Annotated in this window: 21 protein-coding genes; 1 reads left to right on the top strand and 20 read right to left on the bottom strand. The window is 72.6% G+C overall.

The window, feature by feature from the left end:
- Positions 1 to 26 precede the first annotated feature (26 nt).
- The 20 genes from PSU4_RS10505 to PSU4_RS10415 form a co-directional block, all read right to left on the bottom strand.
- The gene (locus tag PSU4_RS10505; protein WP_147105698.1) at positions 27 to 1,382 is read right to left on the bottom strand and encodes a phenylacetate--CoA ligase family protein; all 1,356 of its coding nucleotides are present in this window, start codon (positions 1,380 to 1,382) and stop codon (positions 27 to 29) included.
- A 25-nt stretch (positions 1,383 to 1,407) separates the two neighbouring features.
- The gene (locus tag PSU4_RS10500) at positions 1,408 to 2,529 is read right to left on the bottom strand and encodes a thiolase family protein (RefSeq protein WP_186816867.1); all 1,122 of its coding nucleotides are present in this window, start codon (positions 2,527 to 2,529) and stop codon (positions 1,408 to 1,410) included.
- Positions 2,526 to 2,888 (bottom strand): Zn-ribbon domain-containing OB-fold protein, encoded by a 363-nt coding sequence (locus tag PSU4_RS31225; protein WP_222596223.1) that lies wholly within the window; start codon positions 2,886 to 2,888, stop codon positions 2,526 to 2,528. Before PSU4_RS31225 ends, PSU4_RS10500 begins: the two co-directional genes overlap by 4 nt.
- 29 nt (positions 2,889 to 2,917) lie before the next feature.
- On the bottom strand, positions 2,918 to 3,886 hold the full coding sequence (locus PSU4_RS10495) for an amidohydrolase family protein (protein ID WP_147105692.1): 969 nt from the start codon (positions 3,884 to 3,886) through the stop codon (positions 2,918 to 2,920).
- A 78-nt stretch (positions 3,887 to 3,964) separates the two neighbouring features.
- Positions 3,965 to 5,671, bottom strand: coding sequence for an ABC transporter substrate-binding protein (locus PSU4_RS10490; protein ID WP_186816865.1), 1,707 nt, complete (start codon positions 5,669 to 5,671; stop codon positions 3,965 to 3,967).
- 250 nt (positions 5,672 to 5,921) lie between these two features.
- Complete coding sequence (locus tag PSU4_RS10485; protein ID WP_147105685.1) at positions 5,922 to 6,563, bottom strand: UbiX family flavin prenyltransferase; 642 nt, start codon at positions 6,561 to 6,563, stop codon at positions 5,922 to 5,924.
- Between the two features lie 11 nt (positions 6,564 to 6,574).
- On the bottom strand, positions 6,575 to 6,967 hold the full coding sequence (locus PSU4_RS10480; protein WP_147105682.1) for a Rieske (2Fe-2S) protein: 393 nt from the start codon (positions 6,965 to 6,967) through the stop codon (positions 6,575 to 6,577).
- Complete coding sequence (locus PSU4_RS10475) at positions 6,964 to 8,070, bottom strand: amidohydrolase family protein (RefSeq protein ID WP_147105679.1); 1,107 nt, start codon at positions 8,068 to 8,070, stop codon at positions 6,964 to 6,966. The genes PSU4_RS10480 and PSU4_RS10475 overlap by 4 nt, the downstream gene beginning before the upstream one ends.
- Before the next feature lie 36 nt (positions 8,071 to 8,106).
- Positions 8,107 to 9,519, bottom strand: a complete 1,413-nt coding sequence (locus PSU4_RS10470) for an aldehyde dehydrogenase family protein (protein ID WP_147105677.1) — start codon at positions 9,517 to 9,519, stop codon at positions 8,107 to 8,109.
- A 19-nt stretch (positions 9,520 to 9,538) separates the two neighbouring features.
- Positions 9,539 to 10,699, bottom strand: coding sequence for a CaiB/BaiF CoA transferase family protein (locus PSU4_RS10465; RefSeq protein WP_147105672.1), 1,161 nt, complete (start codon positions 10,697 to 10,699; stop codon positions 9,539 to 9,541).
- Entirely contained in the window at positions 10,696 to 11,118 is a 423-nt protein-coding gene (locus PSU4_RS10460; protein ID WP_147105670.1) for a Zn-ribbon domain-containing OB-fold protein, read from the bottom strand. The genes PSU4_RS10465 and PSU4_RS10460 overlap by 4 nt, the downstream gene beginning before the upstream one ends.
- A complete protein-coding gene (locus PSU4_RS10455; protein ID WP_147105667.1) occupies positions 11,109 to 12,278 on the bottom strand; it encodes a thiolase family protein in 1,170 nt (389 codons plus the stop codon). Before PSU4_RS10455 ends, PSU4_RS10460 begins: the two co-directional genes overlap by 10 nt.
- The gene (locus PSU4_RS10450; RefSeq protein WP_147105664.1) at positions 12,275 to 13,369 is read right to left on the bottom strand and encodes a CoA transferase; all 1,095 of its coding nucleotides are present in this window, start codon (positions 13,367 to 13,369) and stop codon (positions 12,275 to 12,277) included. Before PSU4_RS10450 ends, PSU4_RS10455 begins: the two co-directional genes overlap by 4 nt.
- Entirely contained in the window at positions 13,366 to 14,571 is a 1,206-nt protein-coding gene (locus tag PSU4_RS10445) for an acyl-CoA dehydrogenase family protein (protein WP_147105661.1), read from the bottom strand. Before PSU4_RS10445 ends, PSU4_RS10450 begins: the two co-directional genes overlap by 4 nt.
- Positions 14,568 to 15,347 (bottom strand): enoyl-CoA hydratase/isomerase family protein, encoded by a 780-nt coding sequence (locus PSU4_RS31220; RefSeq protein WP_186816864.1) that lies wholly within the window; start codon positions 15,345 to 15,347, stop codon positions 14,568 to 14,570. The genes PSU4_RS10445 and PSU4_RS31220 overlap by 4 nt, the downstream gene beginning before the upstream one ends.
- Entirely contained in the window at positions 15,344 to 16,411 is a 1,068-nt protein-coding gene (locus PSU4_RS10435) for an acyl-CoA dehydrogenase family protein (protein ID WP_186816863.1), read from the bottom strand. Before PSU4_RS10435 ends, PSU4_RS31220 begins: the two co-directional genes overlap by 4 nt.
- Positions 16,412 to 16,413: 2 nt before the next feature.
- Positions 16,414 to 18,810 carry a xanthine dehydrogenase family protein molybdopterin-binding subunit gene (locus PSU4_RS10430; protein ID WP_147105652.1) on the bottom strand — a complete coding sequence of 799 codons (2,397 nt, stop codon included), beginning with the start codon at positions 18,808 to 18,810 and terminating at the stop codon, positions 16,414 to 16,416.
- A complete protein-coding gene (locus tag PSU4_RS10425; RefSeq protein WP_147105650.1) occupies positions 18,807 to 19,019 on the bottom strand; it encodes a hypothetical protein in 213 nt (70 codons plus the stop codon). Before PSU4_RS10425 ends, PSU4_RS10430 begins: the two co-directional genes overlap by 4 nt.
- Position 19,020: 1 nt before the next feature.
- Positions 19,021 to 20,403: a UbiD family decarboxylase gene (locus PSU4_RS10420; RefSeq protein WP_147105647.1), complete on the bottom strand. Its 1,383-nt coding sequence runs from the start codon at positions 20,401 to 20,403 to the stop codon at positions 19,021 to 19,023.
- Between the two features lie 84 nt (positions 20,404 to 20,487).
- On the bottom strand, positions 20,488 to 21,123 hold the full coding sequence (locus tag PSU4_RS10415) for a TetR family transcriptional regulator (protein ID WP_147105645.1): 636 nt from the start codon (positions 21,121 to 21,123) through the stop codon (positions 20,488 to 20,490).
- Positions 21,124 to 21,235: 112 nt separating this feature from the next.
- On the opposite strand from PSU4_RS10415, the gene PSU4_RS33010 reads away from it, so the two are divergent.
- The coding region (locus PSU4_RS33010) for a GntR family transcriptional regulator (protein WP_147105642.1) at positions 21,236 to 21,406 on the top strand (171 nt) is incomplete at its 3' end.

Genomic DNA, 21,406 nt, shown 5'->3' with positions numbered 1-21,406 from the left:
CGTAGCAGGCTCGTGAACACGGCGGCCTAGACCGGGGCGCCGCGCCGCATCGGCGCCCGCTCGTCGGTCCATCGCTTTCGTTTCTTCGCGTCGACGGCCACGTCGGCCACCAGCGTCGGTCCCTCGTGGGCGACGAAGGTGGCCCGCAGCCCGAACTCCTGCCGGAACCGGTCGGCCAGTACCGCGAGCGTTCCGGCGTCGGGTGGTCCGCCCACGGCCGCGACCACGATCTCCAGCTCCTCACGGCCGGTGCGCTCGTCGCTGTAGACCCGCGCCTGGTAGTCGGTCACCGGGTGCTGCAGGAGCAGCGCGTCGGCCGCCGACGGGACGACGTTGACGCCGCGGATCTTCGTCATCGCGTCGTAGCGGTCGATCCGGCCGCACCGCAGCCCCGGGTAGGGACGGCCGCACGGGCAGTCCCCCGCCCCCACCTTGACGACGCGGTCGCCGCTCGCGAACCGGACCAGCGGTGCCGCCGTCGATCCGAAGGGGGTGATCACCAGCTCGCCGTGCTCCCCCTCGCCGACCTCCTCACCCGTTGCCGGGTCGATCACCTCGTAGACGGCCAGGTGCGGCAGCACATGCAGGACGCCGAGCCCGTCGCCGTGGACGGCGCCCTCCTCGCAGCTCCAGGCGATCGCGCGCTGCGTCGAGCCGTACTGCTCGTGCAGCCGGGCGTCCCACACGGCCTCGCGCTCGCGGGCCCATGCCACCGAGAAGGGCTCCCCCGCGGTCATGATCGCCCGCACCCCGAGGTCGGCGGGCCGGACCCCCTCGGCCGCGGCCACGATCTCGAGCCGCATCAGGTACGACGGGCTGGCGACCAGGATGTCGGCGCCGATCTCACGCAGGTAGCGCAGCTTCTCCTCGGCCGGATAGGTGCCGACGGAGAGCCAGACCGCGCCGAGCCGGCGCACCGCGTCCTGGTACCACTGCCCGCCGGCCCTGGTGGTGACGGGCAGCGAGCTGAGCACGACGCTGCCGGGCCCCGCACCCGCCCAGGCGAAACCCGGCATCTCCATCTGCTGGATCAGGTCGAGGTCGTGCCCGGTGACGGGGTAGCGCTCGCGGCCCTGTCCGGACGTGCCGCTCGTCTCGACGACCTGCCGGACGTCGGCCGGCTCCGCCGTGGCACGACGACCGTAGGGGCCGTGCTCGGCGATGTCGGCCATCACGTCGCGTTTGGTCATCGTCGGCAGCTCACGCCACTGCTCGAGCGACCGGATCTCCCGGCGCGCCCCGAGCCGCGGCGCGAACCACTCGTTGCCCCAGACACCGCGGTCCAGGAACTCGTTCAGCCGGGCGAGCTGCAGACGTGCCAGCTCGGCCGGGGACATCGTCTCCGTGGCACGGTCGACGTACCGCCGCGAACCACCGCTCACCTGCGCGTCCTTTCCATGACCTCGTTCATCGGGCGAGCACCGTCACGACCGTCGCCGCGTTCTCCCCGCCGCCGCTGTTCTGTGAGACCGCCGTGCGGGGCGTCCGTTCGACCTGCCGGGCGCCCGCGCGGCCCGTCAGCTGCAGCACCAGCTCGACGATCTGCGCGGCACCCGTGGCGCCCAGCGGATGCCCACGGCTCAACAACCCGCCGTCGGTGTTGACGGGCATGTCGCCGGTGCCGGCCGTGCGCCCGGCCGCGGCCCACCGGGCGCCCTCACCCTCGGGGCACAGGCCCAGCGCCTCGGTCCGCAGGACCTCGCCGGGGGTGAAGGCGTCGTGCACCTGCGCGACGTCGACGTCGTCGGCACCGATGCCGGCCTCGGCGTATGCCGCGGTCGCGAGCCGCGCGGTCGTCGCGTCCCCGAGCCCGGCGTCCGGGTCCTGGGCACCCAGCTGGTTCTCGACGCGGCAGGACCGGACCCGGACCTGGGCGCCGTGCGCGCGCGGCCGTGCGCGCCGCACCACCAGTGCCGCGGCACCGTCACTGGTGGGACTGCACTGGAACCGGGTCAGCGGATCGGCCACGACCGGGGAACCGAGCACGTCGGCGAGGGTCACGTGCTGCTGGATGTGTGCGTTGGGGTTCAACAGACCGTGAGCCCTCGACTTGACCGCCACCGCTGCGAGGTCGGCGGGCTTCACGTCGTACCGGTCGAGATACCAGCTCGCCTTGAGCGCGTACTGCACCGGCTGCGCCTCGATGCCGAGCCGGTCGCCGAACGGGTCGTGCGGCCGGGCCGAGCGCAGCATGCCGCGCCCCATCTTCTCGAACCCGACGACGAGCACCTCGTCCCACTGGTCGGCACGCACGGCCGCCACGGCCAGTGACAGCGCCACGGAGCTGCTCGCGCACGCCGCGTCGACGTTGACGACCGGGGCGGTCACACCCGCCTCGAGGACGGCGGCCGTGCCGCCACCACTGGTCGCCAGCCCGTGGCCGCAGTACACGGCCCGCACGCGCGTGGTCTCCGATCCCGCCATCGAGAGGGCCTCGGCGACGGCGACGGCCACCATGTCGGCCGCACTCCGGTCCGGGAACCGGCCGAAGGGATGGAGCCCGACACCGGCGATCTCGACGTCGGTCACGAGCCCGCCACCGTGACCTGCAGGGCGCGTCGCCGCTCGTCTCCCTCGCCGACGTCGAACGCCGCCAGGGCGACGCGGTCGCCGTGGGCCGGGTCCTCGCCCTCGCGGACCGGGGCGGCCAGGACGGGGCCGTCGACCAGCCGGACGAGCGCGACGCCGAACGGGGGCCGCAGCGCGACGTCCGGACGCGTGGTGTGCACGACGGTCGACGCGACGACCGTCCCCACCGGGCGCAGCGTCACGACCTCGGTGGCCCGTCCGCAACGGACGCAGGCCACCCGGACGGGATGGACGGTGTGCCCGCACGCCGGGCAGCGGGCGCCGAGCAGGTCCCACCGATCGTCGTCGGTGACCCGCATACGGCGCGCGTCCAGCGGTGGTGCGGGCATCATGCGCCGGTCACGGGGATGTCGTAGACGCGCGCGGCGTTGAGGCCCAGGATCAGGTCGATCTCCTCGGTCGAGATCGACGAACCGAGTCGCGGTGCCCGCTGCGGCAGGTCGCGGAAGAAGTCGATCCACCGCGGCAGGTTCGTGCCGCCGCTGAACCGGCGTCCGCCGAAGTGGTCGGACCCGAAGAGGATCCGGTGGGCCCCGACCGCGTCGCGCATCGCGAGGACGGCGTGTGCGGTGGCGTCGGCGTCGATGTCGATGTCGTGGTTCCAGTTCGACAGCTCGAGGTAGGTCCCCGGGTGGCGTACCGCCATGTCCTTGGCCTCCGCCTCCCACCCACCGTGGCCGGCGTGGGCGAGGACGAGCACGAGCTCGGGGTGCTCCGCCTGGACGTCGTTGACGCCGTGCGGGTGGGCGAACCGCGTCCGCATCGGATAGCCGACCGGTGCGGAGTGCACGATCACCGGCACGCCGAGCTCCTGGCAGAGCTCCAGCAGCGGCTGACAGGCCTCGTCGTAGGGGTGGTATCCGCACGGCGGATAGAGCTTGTAGCCGCGGAACCGGTGGTCGACGATCAGCTTCTCGGTCATCTCCAGCGCGTTCGGCCGGCGCGGGTCGATGCCGACGACGCCGAAGAACCGTCCGGCGAGGCCGCCGACGTCGCCCGCCTGGATCGCCCGGTACGCCTCGTGGACGTCCTCGATCGGGACGTCCTGCTCGCCGAGCGCCCAGCCCCAGTCGAGCCCGATGACGACGGAGCTGTCGATGCCGACGCGGTCCATCTCGGCCCGGAGCAGCTCCCCGCCGGGGTCCACGAGCCCGTCCATGATCTTGCCCCGGACGATCTCGGGGTCGCGGCTGGGGAACGTCCTGGTCGCCCAGCGCCACGCGGTCGCGTCGTGCCACGCGGACGGCAGGAATCCGTGGTCGAACAGGTGCACGTGCGCATCGATGATCGGTGCCATGGCAGGCCTTTCTGTCACGAGGGGTCCGGCGCCGGTCGCGCCGGCGCCGGGCCCGGTGTGGTGATCGACCCGGCCGGGTCAGCCGCTCGCCTCCGTCAGCTGTGCGTCGTAGAAGAGGCGGTAGGGGCCGGCGAAGTCGCCGATGACTCCGGTGACACCGGCGCGGGTCACGAAGTTCTTGTCCGCGCGGACCACCGGGATGTGCGGCAGCTGGTCGACCAGGATCTGCTGGGCCTCGGTGAACGCCGCGGCACGGGTCGCCTGGTCGACGGAGCTGCGGCCCTTCACGATCGCGGCGTCGAACTGGGGGTTGTTGAAGAACGACGGGTTGTAGCCGTTCGGCGGCCGCTGGGAGCTGTGCAGCGTCGAGTACAGGACGCCGATGTCGGCGCTGCCGAAGCCCACGGAGGACATCCACAGCCCGAACTCCTGCTTGTCGCGAATCTTCAGGCCCTCGGTCGGGGACACCGGCTTGACGTGCATGACGATGCCGACCGCGCGCAGCTGCGACTCGAGGATCTCGAAGATCTTCGCCTGCTCGTTGTAGACGACGCCGTCGAACTCCAGGCGCTGCCCGTCCTTCTGCATGATGCCGTCGGGGCCGGGGGTCCAGCCCGCCGCGGCGAGGGTGGCCTTCGCCTTCTCGGGGTCGTAGCCGGGCACCTTGATGTCGGGCCGGCTGAACTCGATCTCCTCGGTGATGACGTTCTCGGTGGGCGTCGCGACGCCGAAGTAGACGGTCTTGTTGACCGCCTCGCGGTCGATGGCCATCGAGATGGCGCGGCGCACCTGGACGTCGGCGGTGATGCCCGACGCGGTGTTGACGTAGAGCCAGCCCGTCCCGCCCTGGTACTTCACCTTCGTCACGGTGAACTGCGGGTCGGACTCCAGGCTGACCTGGTCGGCTGCGGGCACGCCGTCCATGCCGTCGATCTCCCCGCTGCGCAGGGCGGCGAGGCGGGTCTGGGCGTCGCCGATGTAGCGGAAGACCATCCGGTCGACGTGGGGCGGGCCGCCCGCGGTCTTGGTGAACGACGGTCCCCACTTGTAGTCGGGGTTGCGCTCGACGGTCACGTGGTCGCCACGGACCCACTCGACGAACTTGAAGGGCCCGCTCCCGACGGGGTTCTCCCCGAACTTGTCGTGGCCGACCTGCTCCACGACGTGCTTGGGGACGATGCCGGTGTAGGCGCCCCGCGGGGTGGCGCGCATGAGGAAGTCGGGGTCGGGCTCGGTCGTCCTGATGACGACGGTCTTGTCGTCGACGACATCGGCACCCGCGTAGTTGCCACCGAGCAGGCTGCAGGCATAGGCATTGCCCGGGAGGTACTGCTTGTCACAGGTGCGGTCGTAGGAGTACGCGACGTCCTCGGCCGTGACGGGCGACCCGTCGTGGAAGGTCGCATCCTTGCGCAGGTGGAAGGTGAACGCCGTGGCGTCCGCGTTCGTCTCCCATTTCTCCGCGAGGACGCCGACGAGCTGACGGTTCGCGGGGTCGAGCGCGAGGAGGGGGTCGAAGATTGTCTGGAAGAGGGAGACGCACGCCGAGGTGCACTTGTAGTTCGGCTGGATGCTGAGGAAGTCCTCGGAGTCGGACGGCTTGTCGAAGGCCCAGGTGATCTGGCCACCCTCGACCCCCTCGGCCCCGTCACCGGCTCCGCTGCCGCCTCCGCACGCGCTCAGTGTCAGGGCGGCCACCGCGGCGACCGCTCCCAAGAGCCGCGCACGCCGGTTGCGGCGCACGGCCGTTCCCCCGGCGGACGGGTACGCGGACGATCTGTTCACGACCACTCCTCAATCCAGGACGTCGATGTCGGTGGATGCGCCGGTCTCGAACGGAGAAGGGTCCGGTTCCACGACGCGGACCACGTGGGGCCGTCGTCGGGCCGCCGCTCGCCGACCTCGCGGGCACGAGCCTGACACGGAAACGGGATACTGTCAATCGTATTCACAAACAGAATCTGCAGGTCAACGAGTCGCTTCTTCGTTTCGTTCCGAAAAACCCTCCGCACCCGAGGGTCCTCGACAGGCTCGTTCATCCGGGCGGCCGGCGAGCCGGGTCGCCGTTGCGGCGTGCCGCGGCGCCGTCCTCCGCCTCCCCGCGCAGACCCGCCCACTCCCGGCTGCCCCCGTCGAGGCCGAGCCGGTCGAGCACCCGGCGCACCGAGTGCTCGACGAGGTCCTCGACATCGCGGGGCGGATGGTAGAACGCGGGCACCGGCGGCGCGATCACCGCGCCGGCCTCCGCGGCCGCGGTCATCGCGCGCAGGTGCCCCAGATGCAGCGGGGTCTCACGCACCATGAGCACGAGGGGCCGCCCTTCCTTGAGCGTGACGTCGGCGGCGCGGCTCACCAGGTCCGCCGTGTCGCAGTAGGCGATCGCCGACAGCGTGCGGATGGAGCAGGGCGCGACGACCATGCCGACCGTCGCGAACGACCCGGACGCGATCGACGCACCGACGTCGGCCGGCCGGTGCACGACATCGGCGAGGGCATGGACGTCGGCCGGCGACAGCCCCGTCTCCTGTCGCAGCGTCAGCGCCCCGGAGCGCGACACCACCAGATGCGTCTCCAGGTCGTCCCGCTCGCGCAGGATGCGCAGCAGCGTCACGCCGTAGACCGATCCGCTCGCACCGGTCACCGCCACGACGACTCGACGCCGTCCGCCGACGTTCACCTCGCCGCCCCTCAGCTCGCCCGCTCGGCGATCTCCAGGTAGACGTCCCCGTCGCGCACGACGACCGGGAACGTGCGCAGCGCCTTGCGCGGGTTGGCCAGACAGGTGCCGGTCCGGACGTCGTACTCCCAGCCGTGCCAGGGGCAGGCGATCGTGTCCGGCGCGGGACTGAGGCTCTCGCGTACCTCCCCGCCCGGCATCACCTCGGCGTGCACCCGCGGCTCGACACGGCCCCAGCACACCGGGCCGCCCTGGTGCACGCACACGTTGGCGATCGCCGAGAACCCGTCACCGAGGTTGAAGACACCGATCGACCGGCCGTCGACCTCGACGATGCGCCGCTCACCAGGCGCGATGTCGGCGGTCGGCGCCACTCTGACCAGCCGGGTCGCCGGGGCGCTCACCGCGCCACCCCTGCCACCAGCGGGGACGTCTCCCGCTCCGGGGGCGTCCAGCCGTCGAAGCGGTAGACCGAGAGCGCGTTGTCCCCGAGGATCTTGCGTTTCCCCTCCTCGGAGACGAACGGCAGGGTCGTGATCGCCGACGGCCGGTCGTAGTCGAAGTGGGGATAGTCGGTCGCGAAGACGAGCCGGTCCTCGGCGTCGACCATGTCGAAGATGGCGGCCAGGTGCTCGTCGTTCTCCGGACGTTCCAGAGGCTGGGTCCCGAAGTAGAACGACCTGATGTACTCGCTGGGCAGCTTCGTGAGCAGCGGAGCCTCCGACCGCCGCTTCAGGTACGCCTCGTCGAGCCGGTACATGATCCCGGGCAGGTAGGCGATGCCCGACTCCTGGAAGATGAAGCGCAGGCTCGGGAACCGCTCGGGCAGCCCCTGCACGATCACGCTCACCAGGGTGGCGAGGTTGTGGAACAGGAAGCCCAGCGTGTAGGTCTCGATGAACTTCTGGAAGCCGTCGATCAGGAAATGGTCCAGGCCGGCACCCGACGCGTGGTAGACGATGGGCAGGCCGACCTCGGCGGACGCCTCGTAGATCGGGTCGTAGTGGATGTCGCCCAACGGTGGCTGGGCCCACTGGGTGATGAACGTGACCGAGGACATCCCGGGGGCGCGCCCGTACCGGCGCACCAGGTCGGCGGCCTTCGCCGGGTCCTGCGTCGGCACGATGACGGTCGAGAAGACACCCTTCGCCGGGTCGCACACCTTGTCGATCATGTACTCGGCGTAGCCCTGGCACAGCCCCACGGCGAGCTCACGCGAGTTCATGTTCGGCAGCGTCAGCATGAGGTTCGAGATCTGCACGGAGATGTCGACCCCGAGGAACTCCATGATCCGGGGGACCTCGTCGGGCTGTGTCCGCCGCGGGTTCGTCCCCGGTACGTCCCGGTCACGGTTGATCCGCCCGGACAGGTAGCGGTCACCCGTGCTGTTGGGAACGAGCCAACCCTGTGGCTGGTTGCGGATGCGCGAGCGGACGGGCTCGTCCAGGTAGTCCGCGAGGACCGTGTAGTCCTCCAGGTAGTGCGCGTCCACGTCGACGATCGTCATGATCCTCGCCTTCCGGTGGTGGGTGGAACTGGAGCGTCAGCCGGTACGCGCGAAACCGGCGGGCAGACCGCCGTCCGTCGCGGTCCAGACGCTCTTGGCATAGGTGTAGAGGTGGACGGCGTCCTCGGCGTTCTCCCGGCCGTAGCCCGAGAGCCCGACCCCGCCGAACGGCACGATGTCGGACAGGACGCGGTAGGTGTTGAGCCAGACCGTGCCCGCTCGGAGCCGCCGCGCCACCCGGTGTGCGCGCCCGACATCGCGGGTCCACACTCCGGCAGCCAGGCCGAACTCGGTGTCCGCGGCCTGGGCGAGCGCGTCGTCCTCGTCGCGGAACGGCGACACGGCGAGCACCGGGCCGAACACCTCCTTGCGGACGATGTCCATGCCGGGGTCGACGTCGACGAACAGGGTGGGCGGGACGTAGAACCCGCCGCTGCCGCTCGCCTCGACCGTGAGGCTGCCCTGGGCGCGGACGGTCGCGCCCTCGGCCCGCCCCGTCTCGATCATGGCGAGGGTCTTGTCGCGCTGCACGGCCGTCACCTGCGGTCCGATGTCCACCCCGGGCGCCCGCGGGTCCCCCGCCGTGAGCGCGCTCGTGCGCGCGGCGAGCTCGGTGACGACCGCGTCGTAGAGCGGCTCCTGGACCAGCAGCCGCGACCCGGCGATGCACATCTGCCCGCACGAGGCGTAGATGCCCATGACGATGCCGTCGATCGCGGTCGCGACATCGGCGTCGTCGAACAGCAGCTGTGGGGACTTCCCGCCCAGCTCCAGGGTGATCGGCGTGAGGTGCTGCGCCGCGGCCCGCGCGATCGCCCGCCCGGTGTCGTGGTGTCCCGTGAACACGATGAGCTTCGTCCGCGGATCGCCGACCAGGGCCCGGCCGACGTCCGCACCGCCGGTCAGGACGTCGGCCAGCCCCTCGGGCACGCCCGCCTCACGCATCAGCTCGAGCAGGCGCAGCGCCGTCAACGGGGTCTCGGCCGCCGGCTTGACCAGCACCGCGTTGCCGAAGGCCAGCGCGGGGGCGAACTTCTTGGCCGCGAACAGGAACGGCACGTTCCACGGGATGACGCCCGCGACGACGCCGAACGGGGTCCGCTCGGAGTAGACGTGGAACGCGTCGGAGACGGGGTAGGTGCGACCGTAGACCTTGTCGGGCCAGCCGCTGTAGTACAGGAAGCAGTTGGCCGCCCGCTCGGCCTCGCGACGCGTGTCGGCCATGAGCTTGCCGGTGTTGCGGCTCTCCAGCTCGGCCAGCTCGTCGAGGTGCTCGTGAACGAGCAGCCCGACGCGCCGCAGGACCTCCGCGCGCTGCTGCGGGGTCCGTCGCGCCCAGGCGGGCTGGGCGGCCGTGGCGTTGTCGAGGGCCCGGTCGACCGCGGCCGCGTCGAGATCGTCGATCTCCGCGATCCGCGCCCCGTCGATCGGTGACAGCACCGTGGTCATCGCTGGTCTCCTTCGGTCGTCATGCGGGCAGTGCCGCGATCTCGTCCGGTGCGAGCCCCAGCACCCGGGACAGGACGTCGTCGCGGTCCTGCCCCAGCAGCGGGGCGTGCCGCGTGATGCGGGGCCCGCCGGACCCGGTGTGGCGCACCGGGAGGCCGGGCAGCGCGACGTCCCCGAGGACGGGGTGGCCGGTGCCGGTCGCGAAGCCGCGAGCCCGCAGCTGCGGGTCGAGCGTCAGGTCCCGGCCGTCGTTGACCACACCCGCCGGGACGCCGTGCTGCTGCAGGACGCGCATCACGTCGGCGGCCGCGCGCTCCGCGGTCCAGCTCCCCAGCAGCGCCGGCACGTCGTCGGCGGCGCGCCCGGCCAGGCCGGGTACCGCCCGGTCGAGGCCGGCCCGGTGCTGCGCCGTCCACACCTCGACGGCGCACCAGCGGTCCTCGCCCGCACACCGGTACACCCCCGACGGTGCCGGCGGACCCAGCGTGGCGCGGCCCGGGTCACCGCCCGCCGCGGCCAGCGCGAGGGCCGGCCCGATCAGGCCCAGCACCGCGTCGAACTGGGCGAACTCCACGTACCGGCCCGCACCCGTGCGCTCGCGCTCCCGCAGGGCGCTGACGAGCACGAACGCCGCCTGCAGGCCCACGATGTAGTCGGGGTAGGAGGTCTGCGACCCCACCGGGTCGTGCACGTCGTCGCTCCACAGCGACGTCATCCCGCTGCACGCCATCAGGCTGGGCCCCAGGGCGACGGCGTCGCGCAGCGGTCCGCTGCGGCCGAAGCCCTGCAGGCTGACCATGACGAGGTCGGGCCGGCGGGCGGCGAGCTCGTCGTAGCCGAGTCCGAGCCGCTCGAGCACCCCGTAGCTGAAGTTCTCCACCACGGCGTCGCTGTGCGCCACGAGGTCGAGGACGGCCTCGCGCGCGGCCGGCTCCTTCAGGTCCAGGGTGACGGAGAGCTTGTTCTTGTTGTGGTCGGCGAAGGGCACCGACGCGTGGAGGTCGGCCTCCCCCTCCCGCAGCCGCCACATGTCCGGCCGCGCCGTCGACTCGATCTTGATCACCTCCGCGCCGTACAGCGCGAGCTGCAGCGTGCTGTAGGGGGCGGCGACGAAGTGCCCGAACTCGACGACGCGGACGTCGCGCAGCGGCCCCCACCCCAGGTGCGCCGCCGCGGTCACGTCCGTGCCCCGTCCACGAGCCGGGCGTGCGGGAGCGGCACACCGTCCGGCTCGACCGGCACCATCGTCACCTCGACGGACGCTCCGATGTCGTCGTCGGCGGGTTCGCGGCCGAGCACGCGGGCCAGGACCCGCACACCCTCGGCCAGCTCGACGTCGGCCAGCAGGATCGGCGCCTCGTCGGCGAACGCCTTGTTCAGCGGCACCCGCACCACGGTGAAACTGTGGAGCGTCCCGGCGCCGCCGGCCGTCTCCCACCGGAGCAGGTCGCTGCGGCAGCGCACGCACACCGGACGCGGGTAGTGCTGCGCCGCACCACATTCGCCGCATCGCTGCACGGCGAGCGTCCCGGCGCGGGCGCGCTCCCAGAACCCCTCGTCCCACGGAACGGGCCGTGGGCGCGGTCGCGTCACCGCCACGGGTCACTCCTCTCCAGCACCAGGCCCGCCGTGCAGGCGAGGTTGGTGCTGTGTGCGAGATGGCCGATGCCGGTCACGAGCCCGGCGCGGGCGTCGGGGACCTGCCGGCCCTCGGCACGCCCCTGGAGCTGGCGGATCGCCTCCACGACGCCGACGAAGCCGCCGGTGGACCGCGGCTGCCCGCAGGAGAGCTGTCCGCCACCGGTGTTGAGCGGGACGGTGCCGTCGAACGCCAGGTCGGTCTGCTCGACGAACGCCCCGCCCTTGCCCTTCTCCGCGAAGCCCAGGTCCTCCAGCTGCATGAGCACCGCGATCGGGTAGTCGTCGTAGAGCTGGACGAAGTCGAGGTCGTCGCGCGCGACGTCGCGGAACAGCCGCGGCGCCAGCGCCCGCACGCCCGTCGACAACCGGTCGGGCAGCGGGTCGCGCACCTGGTGGTTGACGTTCTCGGCCGCGGCGGCGACACGGACGGGCACGTGCGGCAGGTCGGGGGCGACGCGGTCGGCGGCGGCGAGCACGACCGCGGCCGAGCCGCTGCAGGGCATGACGCAGTCGAGCAGCCGGATCGGGTCGGCGATCAGCCGCGAGCCGATGTAGTCGGCCAGCCCCATCTCCTCGCGCAGCAGCGCGTTGGGGTTGGCCCGGGCGTGGCGGCGCTGGGTCACCGCGATCGTGCCGAGCTGTTCGAGCGTCGTGCCGTACTCGTGCATGTGCCGGCGCTGGATGAGGCCGAACATGCTGTTCGGGCCGCCGTAGCCGAGCGGGGCCACGTAGTTGCGCCGCGAGTAGTCGCCGATCGTGAGCACGCTGTCGTGGTCGAGGCGCGGGTCGCGGTTGCCGCCGCCGACGCACACCACGACGTCGACGTATCCCGCCTCGATCGCGTGCATCGCCCGGATCAGGCTGGTGACCGCGGCCGCGCCACCCTGGTCGCACTTGTCGATCCAGCCGAGCTCGAATCCCATCGCCTCGGCGAGGAACGGTGCGTCGTCCGGCACGGTCATCGTGCAGATCGCCAGGCCCTCGACGGCGGTGGCGGCGAGGTGCGCGTCGGCCAGTGCCGCCTCGATCGCCTGGCACATGAGCTGCACGGCGCTGTGCGGCGAGTTGCGCACGAAGGGCGTCTCGGCGATGCCGACGACCCGGGCCTCGCGGCTCACGACGCCACCCCGGCCCGCTCGACGGTGCGCCACGGCATCCGGGGACGCGTGACGCCGTTCGCGTGCACGAGCAGCCCACGGTCGTGGACGTGCGGCAACGCGACCACCTCTGCGGGGTCGAGGACGGCGACGATCGGGATGTGCCGGCGCTGCCCCGCCGCCACGACGTCGTCGCGCGTCTCGGCGGCGAAGAAGCGCGTGGCGATCTCGTCGATCACCGCGAGGTTCTCGGGACGCTTGCGGAACGCGATGTCCTGCCAGTGCGCTCCGGCCAGCTCGGGGGGCCGGCCGATCCAGTCGAGCCAGCGGTCCCACACGCCGCGCTCCTTCTGGGCGCCCACGAAGATGTGGACGTGTCCGTCGCGGCAGGGGTAGATCCGGCCCGGCGCGCACGCCCGGTGCTGGGAACCGTTGCGGGGCAGCACCACGGACCGTGCGCTGTAGGTGCTGTAGAGGTTCTCCTGGGCCGCGAGCACCTCGACCGCCGCGACCTCGATCCCGTCGCCGCCCCCGGCCCGCAACGCCACGACGGCGCTCAGCGCTGCCTGCGCGCCCGCGACGATCCACGCCTGCCCGGCGGGAGGGACGGCCGGCGCGACCCCCGGCCGGCCGCTGATCGCGAGGTATCCGCTGACCGCCATCAGGACGAGATCGCCCGCCCGGTGGTCCGCGTAGGGGCCGCTGCGCCCGAACGGGGTGATGTCGACGTGCACGACGTGCGCGGCGTGGCCGCGCACCGTGTGCGCGTCGAGACCGTCCGCGGCGGGGTCGTCGAGTCCCACGAGGACGATGTCGGCCGCGGCGACCAGCTCCGTCCGCCGCTCGGTGTCACCGATGTCGACCTCGACGATCTCCTTCGCCGCGTTCCACGACTCCCAGTGCAGGGACCGCCCGTCGGTCAGCAGCGGCGGCCGCTGCCGGGTCGGGCCGCCACCAGGCGGCTCCACCTTCAGCACGCGCGCGCCCATCCCTGCGAGCAACGCCCCGGCGGGCTCGACACGCTCGTCCCCGATCTCGAGCACAACGACGTCGTCCAGCACGGTCACTTCCTCCCGGTGGTGTTCGTCGGCGGGGTCATCGGCGGGGGTCATCGGCGCGGCAGCCCGAGGCCGCGCTGCGCGAGCAGCCCACGCTGGATGTCGTTGGTCCCGCCGGCGGTGATGTAGAACTGCGCCCGCCGGTAGAGCGCCTCGAGCCGGCCGCCGAGGACCCCGTCGGGGCCGGCCACCAGCCCGACCTCGCCGAGCAGGTCGAGCCCGACGGTGGCGAGCCGCAGCGCGAGCTCCGAGCGCGTCAGCTTGCAGACCGCGGCCTCGTCGAGGGTCATCGCCCCGTTCTGGTCGAGCCAGCAGGCGCGGTAGGACAGCAGCCGGGCCGCCTCCAGCTCGGCGCGGCAGTCGTGCAGGTCGGCGAGCCGGGCCGGTTCCAGCCGCCCGGCGTGCACCTCGGCCGTCGCGGCCACGTGGAGGTCGCGGTAGAGCCGGAACAGGCTGCCGACGAGCTGCGCGCTCGACAGGGAGCGCTCCAGCCCGAACGTCGTCTGTAGGTGCGCCCAGCCGTTGCCCTCGGTGCCGAGCAGCCGGTCGGCGGGCACCCGCACCCCGTCGTAGACCACGACGTTCACCCGCAGCCCCGCCACCGTGTGCAGCGGTCGCACCGAGAGCCCGGGCGCGTCGCCCGGCACCAGGAGCAGGCTGATGCCGGCGTACTTGCCGGCCGCCGGGTCGGTGCGGACGGCGGTGAGGATGCAGTCGGCGAGCTCCGCGCCGGAGATGAACACCTTCTCGCCGTCGACGACGTAGTGGTCGCCGTCGCGGACCGCCGTGGTGCGCAGCGCGGCCGCGTCGGATCCGGCCTCCGGCTCGGTCAGTGCGAAGGAGCCGAGCAGGTCGCCCGCCGCGATCCGGCCGAGGAACTCCGCACGCTGGTCGGGGCGTCCGTAGCTGATGATCGAGCCGCCGACGAAGACGGTGCTGCCGACGTAGCGCCCGAGCGGGGCGAGCGCCCGGCCCATCTCCTCGAAGAACACCGCCATGTCCACCGGGGTGCGTCCCTGCCCGCCGTACTCGCGTGGCCACTGGACCCCGATCCAGCCGTGGTCGGCGACGGCGCGGTGGAACTCGGGGACGAACGCCTCGATCGCGCCACCCGTGCGTCGCAACAGCTCCGGGGTGACCGCCTCCGCTGCGAAGGCACGCACCTCCTGGCGGAACGCCTCCTGCTCCGGGGTGAGGACGACGTCCATCTCGCCGACCGCCGCCGTGGGTTCGGCCGGGCTCGTCGTGGTGCTCACGTCGCCGTGAACCGGGCCGGGCGCTTCTCGACGAAGGCGCGCACACCCTCACGGGCGTCGTCGTTCTGCCGGTTGCGCAGCGAGATCAGCTGGTCCTGGACGAGCGCGTGCCGCAGCGGCAGGTCGTGGCCGCGGTAGGCGGCCTCCTTGACCGCCCGGACCGCGAGAGGCCCGTTGGTGCAGATCTGCTCCGCGAGCTCGACGGCCCGCTCGAGGTCCTGTCCGGCGGGCACGACCTCCTGCACCAGTCCGATCCGCAGCGCCTCCTGCGGCGACACCCACTCCCCCGTGAAGAGGATCTTGAGGGCGTCGCCGAACGCGAGGTGCCGCACGAGCCGCTGGATGCCACCGGCCCCCGGGATCAGACCGCGGCGGACCTCGGTGAGCCCGATCTTGGTGTCCTCCGCGGCGATGCGGATGTCGCAGGCCAGCGCGGTCTCGCAGCCCCCACCGGCGACGTGTCCGTGCAACGCGGCGATGATCGGCTTCCAGATCTCCAGGCCGTCGGGCCCGTTGAGGGTCGCGGGCAGCCGCCCGATCATGTTGGGCGCCCGGGACAGGTCCAGCCCGGTGGAGAACGCCCGCCCGGCCCCGGTGACCACGAGCACCCACGCGTCGTCGTCATCGCGGAAGGCTCGCAGCTCGCGGGCGAACAGACCGTGCCCGTCCGGGCTCAGGGCGTTGAGCTTCTCCGGCCGGTTCAGCGTGAGCACCCGGACGTGGCCGAGGTCGGAGCGCAGGACCTCCGCGGTCTGCTGCTGGTCGAGCGTGGTCAAGACGCCTCCCGTCGGGACTCCTCGGCGAGGCGCTGCGACGCGAGGCGTCCGTAGCAGCCGTCGAGGATCTGCGCGTACACGAAGTAGAGATGGACGTCGAACTCCAGCGTCAGCCCGTAGCCGCCGTGGACGATCGAGGCGGTGTAGGCGGCCTGCCGCAAGGCCTTGAGCGCCAGCCGGGCCGCCGCGGCCGAGGCGAGCCGGTGCGCCGCGGGGTCGGTGCGCACGGCCGCGGCACGCACGAGTTGCTCGGCCTGCCGGACGTGCAGCAGGGCGTCGGCGAGCTTGTGCTGCTGCGCCTGGAACGACCCGATCGGCCTGCCGAACTGGACCCGGTCGGTCGCGTACCGGGCGGCCGTCTCCAGGGCCCGCCGCGCGGCCCCGACGGCGAAGGCCGCGACGGCCGTCAGGGTGCGGCTCGTCGCGACGTCGAGCGCGGCGGCGACGTCGCCGTGGTCGATCACCCGGCCGCGGTCGAGCAGGGTCGCGGCCGGCAGGCGCGTCTCGTGGACGGGGAGGTGGTCGACGTAGGAACCGGCGGGGCGCGCGGTCCATTCCGCGCGCGGGACGAGGACGACCGCCAGGTCGCCCTCGTGACGGTCGGGCGGCAGCCAGACCGCGACGGCGACGTGCGTCGCGATCGGCAGCCACGGTGACCGCACGACGACGTCGGGGCCGGCCGTGTCGGCGGGCGGCAGCTCGACGGGGTGCGCGAGCGCGTGGAGCGGGGCCGCGACGATCCACGACCCGTCCGGGAGTCCCGCCGGGACGTCGCCGCCCTCGGTGGCCGCGAGCAGCTCGCCCGTGCAGATCGCGCTGTCGAACTGGGGGGTCCAGAGCAGCTCGGCCCCGAGCTGTTCGCACGCGAGCGCGCGGTCGAGCTGGTCCCCGGAACCGAGGCCGAGCCCGAGGAGACCGGCCGCACCCAGGGCCCGATAGCTCGTCGCCGCCGGCGCGGGGTCGGTACGCAGGCCGCGCACGTGGTCGAGCCCGCCGGCCCGGGCGGCCAGACCCCGCGCCCAGTCCACGAGGTCGGCCCGGTCGGTCGAGAGTCCGAAGTCCATGGTCATCGCTCCTTCCGGCCCCGGCGGGCCAGCCAGCCCGCCGCGACCAGGGCCAGCACGCCCCCGACGGCTGCTGCCGGTCGCCGACGGGCAGCCGATCCTGACCGGGCCGGTGGCGCGGCCGACGGTTCGGCGGGGGTCACGGGTGACGGCAGGAGCGGGGCGAGGTCGTCGGGGCGGATCGGCAGCGCCGTCACGCCCTGCGCCGCGGGGGCGCCGAGGGCGGCCGCGACAGCGTTGGCCACCGCTCCCCCGATGCCCTTGATCCCCGCCTCGCCCGCTCCCTTGACGCCCAGCGGGTTGCCCGGGACTCCGCCCAGCTCGACGACGTGCACGTCGATCGGTGGCATCTCGGCCGCCGTCGGCAGCAGGTAGTCCATGAAGGTCGCCCCGAGCGGCTGGCCCTGCGCGTCGAACGTGAGCGACTCCAGCAGGCTCCCGCCGAGGCCCATCGCGGCGCCCCCGGCGAGCTGGCTGTGCACGGCCGGCAGGTCGATCGCGCGCCCGACGTCGTAGCCGACCACCACCCGCTCGACGCTCACGGCGAGCGTTCCCGGGTCGACGGCGGCCACGGCCAGCGCGATGCCGAACCCGTGCGTCGGCTCCTCCATCGCGTGCCGGCCGACGGTCTCGATCGGGGCCAGCTCCTTCCACGCGATCGACCTGCTCCCGGCCTTGTACCCGTCCGGCGTGCGGACGAGCTGCGTCGCCGGACAGCTCAGCAGGGTGGCGGCGCGGGACTCGGCGACCTCCAGCAGCTGCGTGGCGGCGTGCACGGCGGCGCTGCCGACGAAGATCGTGGACCGCGAGGCGAACGTGCCGTTGCCGCCGGCGTGCGCGGTGCTGGCACCGGACTGCACCCGCACGTCGGTCGCGTCGACGTCGAGGGCGTCGGCGAGCACCCGGACGGCCATGTCCTCGAGACCCTGGCCGAACTCCGTCGCCGAGGTGCCCAGCACGAAGGTGCCGGACGTGTCGAGCTCGAGCCCCACCGTCTCCTCGCGGCCCATCCCGGAGTGGTCGACGAACAGCGCGTGACCGACCCCGACATGCTCGCCCGCGGCGCGGCGCCGCGCCACCTCGTCGACCATCGCCTCGTGCCCGCAGCGCCGCAGTACCTCGTCGAGCTGCGCCGGGTAGTCGCCGCTGTCGTAGGTGGCGGCGTGCACGCCGCCGTCACCCATGTCCACCGTGAGCGGGAGGTCGGCGGCCGGGACGAGGTTGCGGCGGCGCAGCTCCAGCGGGTCCAGGCCCAGCCGGCGGGCGACCATGTCGACCGCCCGTTCCATCACGAAGATCGCCTCTGCCGACGACGGGGCGCGCATGGTGCCCGACGGCGTCTTCGTGCTGGCGACGCTGCGGCACCGGGCCTCGAACGCGGTCCAGCGGTAGGGGCCCGGGAACGACCCGGCGAGGTTCTGCGGGAGCCGGGCACCGATCGGCCGCGGGTAGGCGCCGACGTCGATGGTGCCGTCGCTGCGGAACGCGAGCAACCGCCCGTCGCGCGAGGCGGCGATCGCGAAGCGGTGCCGGTGGTCGCGCGAGTGGTTGATCGTCATCAGGTGCTCGCGGCGGTCCTCGACCCATTTCACCGGACGGCCCGTGACCCGGGCGGCCCACGGCACCAGGAAGTCCTCGGGGTAGACCTCGCCGCGCACCCCGAACATCCCGCCGACGTCGACCCGGTGACAGATCACGCGGTCCGGATCGAGATCGAAGAAGCCGGCCACCGTGCGCCGGGTGAAGTGCACGAACTTGGTGGCACCCCAGATGTGCAGGAACCCGTCGGACCACTCGCAGACCAGCCCGCGGGTCTCCATCGGCAGGCCGGACTGACGCGCGACCCGGAAGTCGGCCTCGACGACGACGTCCGCGCCCGCGAAGGCGGCGTCCACGTCACCGTTGGTGGCCCTGAACTCGGCGATCTCGTTGTCGAGTCCGTCCTCCCACATCGGGGTCACGTCGTCCGGCCCGCCGACGGCGGGGAGCGGCTCGATCTCGACGTCGACCAGTTCGGCGGCGTCCTCGGCGTGATACGGGTCGTCGGCGACGACGGCCGCGACCGGCTCGCCGACGTAGCGGACCCGATCGGTCGCGAGTACCGGCTGCAGGCGGGCCGCCATCCTGGGCGTCTCGACCACGCGGATCGGGATCCGTGGGACCCGGTCCAGATCGGCGCCGGTCAGGACGACGCGCACGCCGGGCGCGGCGGCCGCGGCGGTCACGTCGACGGCGGTGATGCGTCCGTGTGCCAGCGGACTGCGCACGACCGAGAGCCACAGCTGCCCGTCCCGCACGACGTCGCCGACGTACGCGCCCGCACCGGTGAGCAGCCGGGCGTCCCCGCGCCGGAGCGCCCAGGCCCCGGCGCCGGGCACCCCCGTGTCGGCCGCAGTCATGTCGACGGCCGCGCGGCCGGTTCCCACACCGTGATCGGGACACCGGCGTTGGTGACATTCTCCACCGTGCGGTTGCCCGAGGACGTCGAGGGCAGGAAGTACCCGGCGCACCCGACGCACCGAATGCGGACCGTCCCGATGTCGCACATGCCGCTGTCGACGATGTTGCGCGCCCCGCAGTCCGGGCACTCCTCGTCGCGCATCCGCATGTCAGACCCCTTCCATCCGGTACGAGCCCAGTGGGAACTCCGCGATCGCGGCGTCGGGCACCCGCGCGGTGGGCGGCCGGACCGCACCCTGCGGCCAGGTCGCGTCGATCACCAGCCCGGTCGTGCCGGCGTAGCCCTGCTGGGACGGGTCGAGCAGGTGACCCTGGAGGTTGGGCAGGACGGCGATGTCGACGTCCGCACGGACGCGCGTCGACACGGCCCACATCACCTCCTGCGCGTCGAACACGTCGATGTCGTCGTCGACGACGATCACCTGCTTGAGCGTGTTCGCCGGCGCCATGACCGCCATCGCCGCGCGCATCGGCTGGCCGTCCGCGGTCTTGCGCATGCTGATGACGGCGGTGGTCGGCCCGCCACCGCGGAACCAGGCGACCTGTTCGACCTGGGGCACGGCCGTTCGCGCGGCGGCGAGGTGGCCGGCGTGGATCGACACGTGTGCGTTGAGGTGATCGGCGTACCCAGTGAAGATCCCGAGGACGACGGGGTCGTCGCGCCAGGTGACGGCGTCGACCTCCAGGACGTGCGAGAGCTTCTGCGGACCGAGGTAACGCATGAACTCCCCGAACGGTCCCTCGGCGGCTCGGCGGCCGGCCAGCAGCCGTCCCTCGACGACCACCTCCGCCTGAGCGGGCACCATCAGGTCCGCGCCGAAGGTGCGAGAGGGAACCATCTCCAGCGGTTCGCCGAGCAGTGCGCCCGCGACGGCGAACTCGTCGACCTCCAGCGGGGTCCGCGCGGCGGAGGCGAGGTGGAACGCCGGATGGTGGCCCAGCACCATGGCCACGGGCAGGTCGCGGCCGTCGTTCTCCGCCTCACGGTGCAGGCCCCAGAGCTGCCGCGGGGAGACGTGTACACCCATGTGGTCGCGGTCGAGGTACATCGCACGGTTCCAGGACAGGTTGTGTCCCCACCCGTTCGGCTTGCGGGACACCGTGATCGGGGTGAAGTAGGGCCCGCCGTCGTGCTCGACGTGACGGACGAACGGCAGCGCCTCGAGCCGGACGTCGGCCCCCGTCACGACGTGCTGCTGCACTGGTGCGTCCGCCACGACGACGGGGTCGCGCAGCTCCCGTTCACGGTCGAGGTAGCGCTCCAGCAGCTCGCGCCACGAACCCGCCGTGAGATCGAGGACGGTGCCGACGGCCTGCCGCGTCGCGTAGGCGTTGAACAGCAGCGAGAAGTTGCCGGGCCGCCCGTCGAGGGACCGGACCGCGGTGAAGTGGACCGGTGCCGGATCCGATTCCTCGATCTGGGCGAGCAGCGCCGTCACCTCGTACCCCATCGGGTTGACGAGGTCGTTGACGCGACGCAGGCCCGCCTCCTTCCCCGAGTCCGCCATCCATGAGCGGAGTGACTGCTTCATCGCACCCTCGTTCCGCGCTCGCACCGTCCCAGATTGAAGACGGTATCCCGTATTCCATGAGTCAAGTCTGGTGGACGACGACTGTCAAGCGGGTGCCGCGGCGTCACCCCCTCCCGCGACGGCCCCGCCCGGGTGAGGGGACGTGACGGCCGCGGTGACACGTCGCAGCAACGCCGTCCACGCCTGCGGCTCGGGGCTCGTCAGGCCGGCCCCCCTGTGCAGCAGCAGCCCGAAGTAGATCGCCCGGAAGAGCAGCAGGGCGGCCTCCGCATCCACGCCGTCGGCAAGACCGCCGTCGATCGCCGAGGACGCGACGAGCGGTTCGACCTTCTCCCGCCACGCCGCGTAGGCGTCGGCGACAGCAGCCGCCACGTCCGGCTCACGGCGCGCGGTCACGTAGGCCTCGAGCCGCATGGCTTCGGCATCGGTCAGCGGTCTGCCGATCGAGCGCGCCGGGTAGTCGAACAGCTCGGCGAGGCTCGCCGCCTCGGCGGCGATGTACCCGACCCGGGTGGAGCGACCGACGACCGCCTCGCGAAGGAGCTCGTTCTTGGACCGGAAGCGTCCGTACATCGCGCCGGTGGACAGCCCGGCCTCACGCACGATGTCCATCACCTTCGTGCCCGCATAGCCGTTTCGCGCGAACACCGCGGCCGCCGCCTGCAGCAGCCGTTCCCGCAGCTCGTCGTGTGGATCGTCGCCCCCGGCAGTATCAGTCACCGGCGAAGAATAGTTATTCTTGAGCGTGGCGGCAACGGCATCCAGCCGTCGCAGGGCAGTGCAATATCATTCTGCCGATGTGGAACGAGCGCGCCCGGACCGGTACCGAGCGATGAGCGCCCCCCGCGACGCCGACGGCCCTACAGGGCCGCGCCTGTCCCGCCGCCCGCTCGGTCAGCAGATCGCCGACCTCATCCGCAACGACGTGCTCTACGGGCGTCTGCGATCCGGCACGAAGCTCGGCCAGCAGCAGCTGTGCGAGCGCTACGGCACCAGCCGGATA

The organism is Pseudonocardia sulfidoxydans NBRC 16205, assembly GCF_007989085.1.
GTDB classification, from domain to species: Bacteria; Actinomycetota; Actinomycetes; order Mycobacteriales; family Pseudonocardiaceae; genus Pseudonocardia; species Pseudonocardia sulfidoxydans.
Note: the sequence above shows the minus strand (reverse complement) of the source record. Positions and strands in the feature narration are given on the sequence as shown.

What these genes read in the sequence shown, in the direction of transcription:
- PSU4_RS10470 (WP_147105677.1), bottom strand. Translation starts at nt 9,519, where the DNA reads ATGACCACGGTGCTGTCACCGATCGACGGGGCGCGGATCGCGGAGATC.
- PSU4_RS10435 (WP_186816863.1), bottom strand. Translation starts at nt 16,411, where the DNA reads ATGGACTTCGGACTCTCGACCGACCGGGCCGACCTCGTGGACTGGGCG.
- PSU4_RS10425 (WP_147105650.1), bottom strand. Translation starts at nt 19,019, where the DNA reads ATGCGGATGCGCGACGAGGAGTGCCCGGACTGCGGGGCGCGCAACATC.
- PSU4_RS10420 (WP_147105647.1), bottom strand. Translation starts at nt 20,403, where the DNA reads ATGAAGCAGTCACTCCGCTCATGGATGGCGGACTCGGGGAAGGAGGCG.
- PSU4_RS10495 (WP_147105692.1), bottom strand. Translation starts at nt 3,886, where the DNA reads ATGGCACCGATCATCGATGCGCACGTGCACCTGTTCGACCACGGATTC.
- PSU4_RS10475 (WP_147105679.1), bottom strand. Translation starts at nt 8,070, where the DNA reads ATGACGATCGTCGACGTGGACGCGCACTACCTGGAGGACTACACGGTC.
- PSU4_RS10450 (WP_147105664.1), bottom strand. Translation starts at nt 13,369, where the DNA reads ATGACCCCCGCCGATGACCCCGCCGACGAACACCACCGGGAGGAAGTG.
- PSU4_RS31225 (WP_222596223.1), bottom strand. Translation starts at nt 2,888, where the DNA reads ATGCGGGTCACCGACGACGATCGGTGGGACCTGCTCGGCGCCCGCTGC.
- PSU4_RS10430 (WP_147105652.1), bottom strand. Translation starts at nt 18,810, where the DNA reads ATGACTGCGGCCGACACGGGGGTGCCCGGCGCCGGGGCCTGGGCGCTC.